The sequence below is a fragment of the Longimicrobium sp. genome (assembly GCF_036387355.1).
In the GTDB taxonomy this organism is placed as follows: domain Bacteria; phylum Gemmatimonadota; class Gemmatimonadetes; order Longimicrobiales; family Longimicrobiaceae; genus Longimicrobium.
In genome coordinates this window covers 1-4960 of record NZ_DASVTX010000185.1, presented here as the reverse complement: position 1 = coordinate 4960, position 4960 = coordinate 1, and the positions used below count along the sequence as shown (strand labels likewise).

General features: G+C 70.1%; 5 protein-coding genes. 3 read left to right on the top strand and 2 right to left on the bottom strand.

All coding sequences use genetic code 11. The features are described 5' to 3' along the window. Window positions 1-438 precede the first annotated feature (438 nt). The 3 genes from VF665_RS08300 to VF665_RS08290 all read left to right on the top strand — a co-directional run bounded on the left by VF665_RS08300 (window position 439) and on the right by VF665_RS08290 (window position 2959). Complete coding sequence (locus VF665_RS08300; protein WP_331052945.1) at window positions 439-2064, top strand: M28 family peptidase; 1626 nt, start codon at window positions 439-441, stop codon at window positions 2062-2064. Window positions 2065-2130: 66 nt separating this feature from the next. Beyond that, complete coding sequence (locus VF665_RS08295) at window positions 2131-2694, top strand: hypothetical protein (RefSeq protein ID WP_331052944.1); 564 nt, start codon at window positions 2131-2133, stop codon at window positions 2692-2694. A gap of 1 nt (window position 2695) precedes the next feature. Further along, window positions 2696-2959 (top strand): hypothetical protein, encoded by a 264-nt coding sequence (locus VF665_RS08290; RefSeq protein ID WP_331052943.1) that lies wholly within the window; start codon window positions 2696-2698, stop codon window positions 2957-2959. 119 nt (window positions 2960-3078) lie between these two features. On the opposite strand, the gene VF665_RS08285 is transcribed toward VF665_RS08290, so the two are convergent. Together VF665_RS08285 and VF665_RS08280 are read right to left on the bottom strand one after the other, a co-directional pair. Beyond that, the gene (locus tag VF665_RS08285; protein ID WP_331052942.1) at window positions 3079-3471 is read right to left on the bottom strand and encodes a hypothetical protein; all 393 of its coding nucleotides are present in this window, start codon (window positions 3469-3471) and stop codon (window positions 3079-3081) included. 226 nt (window positions 3472-3697) lie between these two features. Beyond that, window positions 3698-3994 (bottom strand): UBP-type zinc finger domain-containing protein, encoded by a 297-nt coding sequence (locus VF665_RS08280; protein WP_331052941.1) that lies wholly within the window; start codon window positions 3992-3994, stop codon window positions 3698-3700. Between the last annotated feature and the right edge of the window lie 966 nt (window positions 3995-4960).

The following is a 4960-nucleotide window of genomic DNA, read 5'->3' as shown; positions in this document are numbered from 1 at the left end:
GTGGGGGAAGATTGATCAGGGCTGAGATTCTGGCGCGGATTCCAGGATTACACGCAGCCGCGGGGTAGCTGAGCGACTGAAGTCGCCGCAACAACGGCTGAAAGCCTCACGATACTGCCGTGAGGCTGCAGCGGCGCGGGTCCTGAGCTCGGCGCCGAACGCCGCCTTCGTGCTGAGGTCTCCCTTCCCCCCAAGGGTTTTTGGGGAAAGGGCTGGGGATCGGGGCCTCTCTCCGCCGCGCCAATCCCTCCGAACCCCACCAGACCGCCGTTGCCGTCCGCCCCCTCTCCCAGATCGGGGACCCGCCTCAGCGCGCCGGGGGAGGGCGGCCCCGTTGTTGCCGCACCCCGCCGCACCTACGTTGTCATCCCTGGCCGGCGACTCCCGAGCGCGCCGGCGTTCATCGTCCGCGATCCACCACATGATCCACCGGAATCCATGAACCGACGCATTGTCCTCGCCGCGGCGGGTGTCCTTCTGTCCGCCACCGCCGCCGCCGCGCAGACGCCCCGCATCCGCCCCAGCGAGATCGACGGGCACCTGCGCTTTCTGTCCAGCGACCTGCTGGAAGGCCGCGCGCCCGCTACCCGCGGCGGCCGGCTGACCGCGGAGTACATCGCCAGCCAGCTTCGCGCGGCCGGGGTGGGGCCCGGGGTGCAGGGCAGCTACTTTCAGCGCGTCCCCATCGACATCGTGGGCGCCGACCCCGCCACCATCCGTGTGAGCGCGGCCGGCCGGTCCACCGCCACGCTGCGGTATCCGCAGGACGTCGTCGTCTGGGCCGGTTCTGCGGCGCAGGCCAGCGCGGCCAACGCCGAGATCGTCTTCGTGGGCTACGGGTCCAAGGCGCCCGAGTACCGCTGGGACGACTTCAAGGGGATGGACCTGCGCGGCAAGATCCTGATGGTCATCGTCAACGACCCGCCCGCGAGCGCCGCGGAGCCGGGGCTGTTCGGCGGCCGCGCGATGACGTACTACGGCCGCTGGACCTACAAGTTCGAGGAAGCGGAGCGGCAGGGTGCCGCGGGCATGCTCATCGTGCACACCGACGCGCAGGCCGGGTACCCGTGGCACACCGTCGTGGGAAGCTGGGCCAAGGAGCAGCGCATGCTCCCCCGCGACGCCAACCTTCCCGCGCCGCTGGGCTTCCGGGGATGGATCACCGACAGCGCGGCGACCTCCCTGCTGCGCGGCGCCGGCCTGGACATGGCCGACCTGCGCCGCCGCGCCGAGTCGCGCGACTTTCGCCCCGTGGCCACGGGCGTGACGCTGGACGTCGCCTTTCGCAACCGGGTGGAGAACCTGCAGTCGGAGAACGTGGTGGGCGTGGTGCGCGGCTCCGACGCGGCGCTGCGCGACCAGTACGTGGCGTACAGCGCGCACTGGGACCACCTGGGGATCGGCCCCGTGGTGAACGGCGACAGCATCTACAACGGCTCGCTGGACAACGCTTCCGGCGTGGCGGACCTGCTGGCCGTGGCGCGCGCGGCGGCGCAGGGGCCGGCGCCCAGGCGCTCGCTGCTCTTCGTCTTCGTCACCGCGGAAGAGTCGGGGCTGCTGGGCTCGGAGTTCTTCGCGCGCAACTCCACCGTGCCGGTGCGGAACATCGTGGCCAACCTGAACGTGGACGGCGGCAACCTGCTGGGGCGCGCCACGGACTTCCGCGTGCTGGGCGAAACCAAGAGCACCCTGGGCGCCCTGCTGGCCGGCCACATCCGCCCGCGCGGCTGGACGCTGTCGCCCGACGAGCACCCGGAGCGCGGCTACTTCTACCGGTCTGACCACTTCAGCTTCGCCAAGGCCGGCGTGCCCTCCGTCTCCATTGCCGCGGGGACGCAGTACGAGGGGCGCCCGGCGGGGTGGGGCGCCGCGCGGCAGGAGGAGTACACCGCGCGCTGCTATCACCAGCCCTGCGACGAGTACCGCGCGGACCTGGACCTGACGGGCGCCGCGCAGCTTTCCGAGCTGCTGCTGGACTTCGGGCTGATGCTGGCGAACGGCGCCACCCTGCCGGAGTGGAGCCGCGACGCCGAGTTCCGCCGTCCCGCGGCCTCGCGGGAGTAGGCTCGCTCGATGGACAGGGCGGGGGACGAGGGGAACCCGCCCGCAATGACGAACCACTGAGGGATGATGAAGGGACGGATCTGGGGCGTGGCGGTCGCGGCCGCGCTGTGCGTGCTGCCGGTGCGCGCCTCCGCGCAGGAGCTGACGCCGGAGCAGGCGGTGGAGCGCTACTTCAGCACCTTCAAGACGGGCGACTTTGGCGCCAACGCGGCCATGATGGACCCCGCCGCGCTGGAAGAGCTCAAGACCGCCATGACGCAGCTGGCCACCGTGGCCGGCTCGGAGGGCGCGGAACAGCTGGAGGAGATGTTCGGCGTCACCTCGGCGGAGCAGCTTCGCGGCTTGACGGCGGCCGCGCTGTACGAGCGCATGCTGGCCAGCGTGGTCAAGGGCGAAATGCGCGAGCTGCTGTCCAACGCCACCATCCGGGTGATGGGGCACGTGATGGAGGGCGACACCGCGCACGTCGTCTACCGGATGAACATGAACATGCGCGGAACCACCATCAACCAGGTGCAGGTGGCGCCGCTGATCCGGGTGGGCGGCGCGTGGCGGGTGCTCCTCACCGGCAGCTTCGCGGGGATGATCGGCGCGGTTCCGCCGCCGGGCGCACCCTCGCCGCGGGACTGACGTGCACGACGCGGCGCACGAGGCGGAGCTCGCCGGCGGCGGCACGGGCGAGCTGGCGGAGCTCGCGGTGCAGGCGGTGGAAACCGCCGCACTGGACCTGGGGCTGAACCCGCTGCTCTTTGCGCGGGAGCTGGCGCAGGGCGAGGTGGGGCTGCTGATCGGCTACCTGCGATCCGCCGCGGACCACGTGACCGACATGCACCTGCGCGACCGCATCGACCGGCTTCTGCACCGGCTGACGGAGTGGACGCAGGACTCCGAGTGACGTGTCCGGCGGATGACGGAAGACGAAGAACGGCCCGGGGCGCTCGCCCCGGGCCGTTCTTCTGTTCATCCCGCGATCTATGTTCAATGGTGTCCAGCGATGTATGTCCACCGCGCGGCTCAGTCCCGCGCGTCGTGCTCCACCAGGCGGATGGCGAGGGCGCGGCCGCGGCGCTGGGGCTGGTAGTCCGTCAGCACCTCGGCGACGCGCTCCAGCGTCGTGGGGTCGTGAATGTCGCCGACGATGATGGCGTCGGCGCCCAGCTTGGCCGCGCGGCGCCGCATCGCGCGGATCAGGTCGGCCTCGTCCGCCCAGCTCGCGTCGCTGCGGGCGGTCACCAGGGCGATGCGCTCAAAGTCGCCCGGCACGTTCTCCTCGTGCAGAAACACGCGCACTTCCCGCGGGTTGGTTTCGGGATACGTGCCGGTTTCGCTGAGCAGCACGGCGCCGGTGGAGGTGCAGGCGGAAAGGACGGCGGCGGCGGCCAGGCTGAGCAGGATGCGCATTCTCATGGGTCGGGCTCCACAGGGGCGTTCAGGGTGTCGCGTGCTTCCGGCGCCCTGAAAAGCAAACGGGCCGCCAATCGGCGGCCCGTTCGCAAGTTGTTGATCCACATCCCGATGCGCGTTTCCGGCCCCGGAGCCCGCGAAGCACGCTGTCCTCCGTAGTGGACAGAACCGGATTCCGCCTGCGGACGCGGTCTGCGCCCGAGCACGAATCGCGGAAACCGGACAGGGGTCAGGCGGTGCGCGTGTATTCCACGTGAGCCTTGTTGGGCACCTCGGCGTCATCGGCGAAGCACCAGCGCCAATCTTCGCCGGGCTCCATGGACTGCACGATGGGGTGCTTGGTCTCGTGGAAGTGACGCGTGGCGTGCCGGTTGGGCGACGAGTCGCAGCACCCCACCTTTCCGCAGATGAGGCACACGCGGAGGTGCACCCACCAGTCGCCCGTCTTGAGGCATTCCTCGCACCCGTTTGGGGTGGCGGGTTGTACGTTCTCGTCGATCTGGTCCTGGTGCGTGCAGGCGGGCATCGGGCGTCTCCGGGCTGTGGGTGGGCGTTTTCGCGCAATGTAGTAAACCGCGCAAGAGCGAGGGGATGCGGGGAACGGGCGACTGAAGTCGCGGCAACAACTGCGCAAAGTCCGCCTGTCCAGAGCGAATGAATTCGCCGCTGGAAAAGCGCGAAGTCCGCCTTCGCGGACTGCGGCGGCTGCATCGGCGCGCGGCGCATAACCCGTTGCGCACAACAGAATGTCATCCTGAGGAGGCGCCGGCCGTTAGCTGCCGCCACACCGATCCAAGGCGCCGACGAAGGATCTACTTGCCGCCCGTTCCAACTAGGCGCGCTGCACGAAAACCACGCCCGGGGTGAGTGTCCCGTGAGCAGTTGAAGCCCCGATCGTGGACGCGACAGCGGCCACGAGTCGGGGCTTCCCGCTGTTCGAGCGGCGGATTCATCCGCTCAGGACCCGCGTGGGTGCCCGCCTTCCGCGCGGACCGCATCCGCCGCATCGATGCGGCTCGAGAAGTCCGGCGCGGCCCGTCCAGGAGCGAATGAATTCGCCGCTGGAACAGCACGAAGTCCGCCTGCGCGGACTGCGGCATCGGCATCGGCGCGCGGCACGTAACTCGTTGCGGGCAACAAAAATGTCATCCTGAGGAGGCGCCGGCCGCACCTGCCGCCGCACCGATCCAGGGCGCCGACGAAGGATCTACTTGCCGCCCGTTCCAACTCCGCGCGTCGCACGAAAACCACGCCCGCGGTGGGTGTCCCGTGAGCAGTCGAAGCCCCGATCGTGGGCGCGACAGCAGCCACGAGTCGGGGCTTCCCGCTGTTCGAGCGGCGGATTCATCCGCTCAGGGCACCCTGCGCTCGGCGCCGAACCCATCGACCACACTGCACCCCCGTTCCGCACTCGCGTATTTGCACACTCCGCATCTCGTACTCCGCCTTCCGCGACTCCGCGCTTCGCCCCCCCCCGCTTCATCCGCACTCC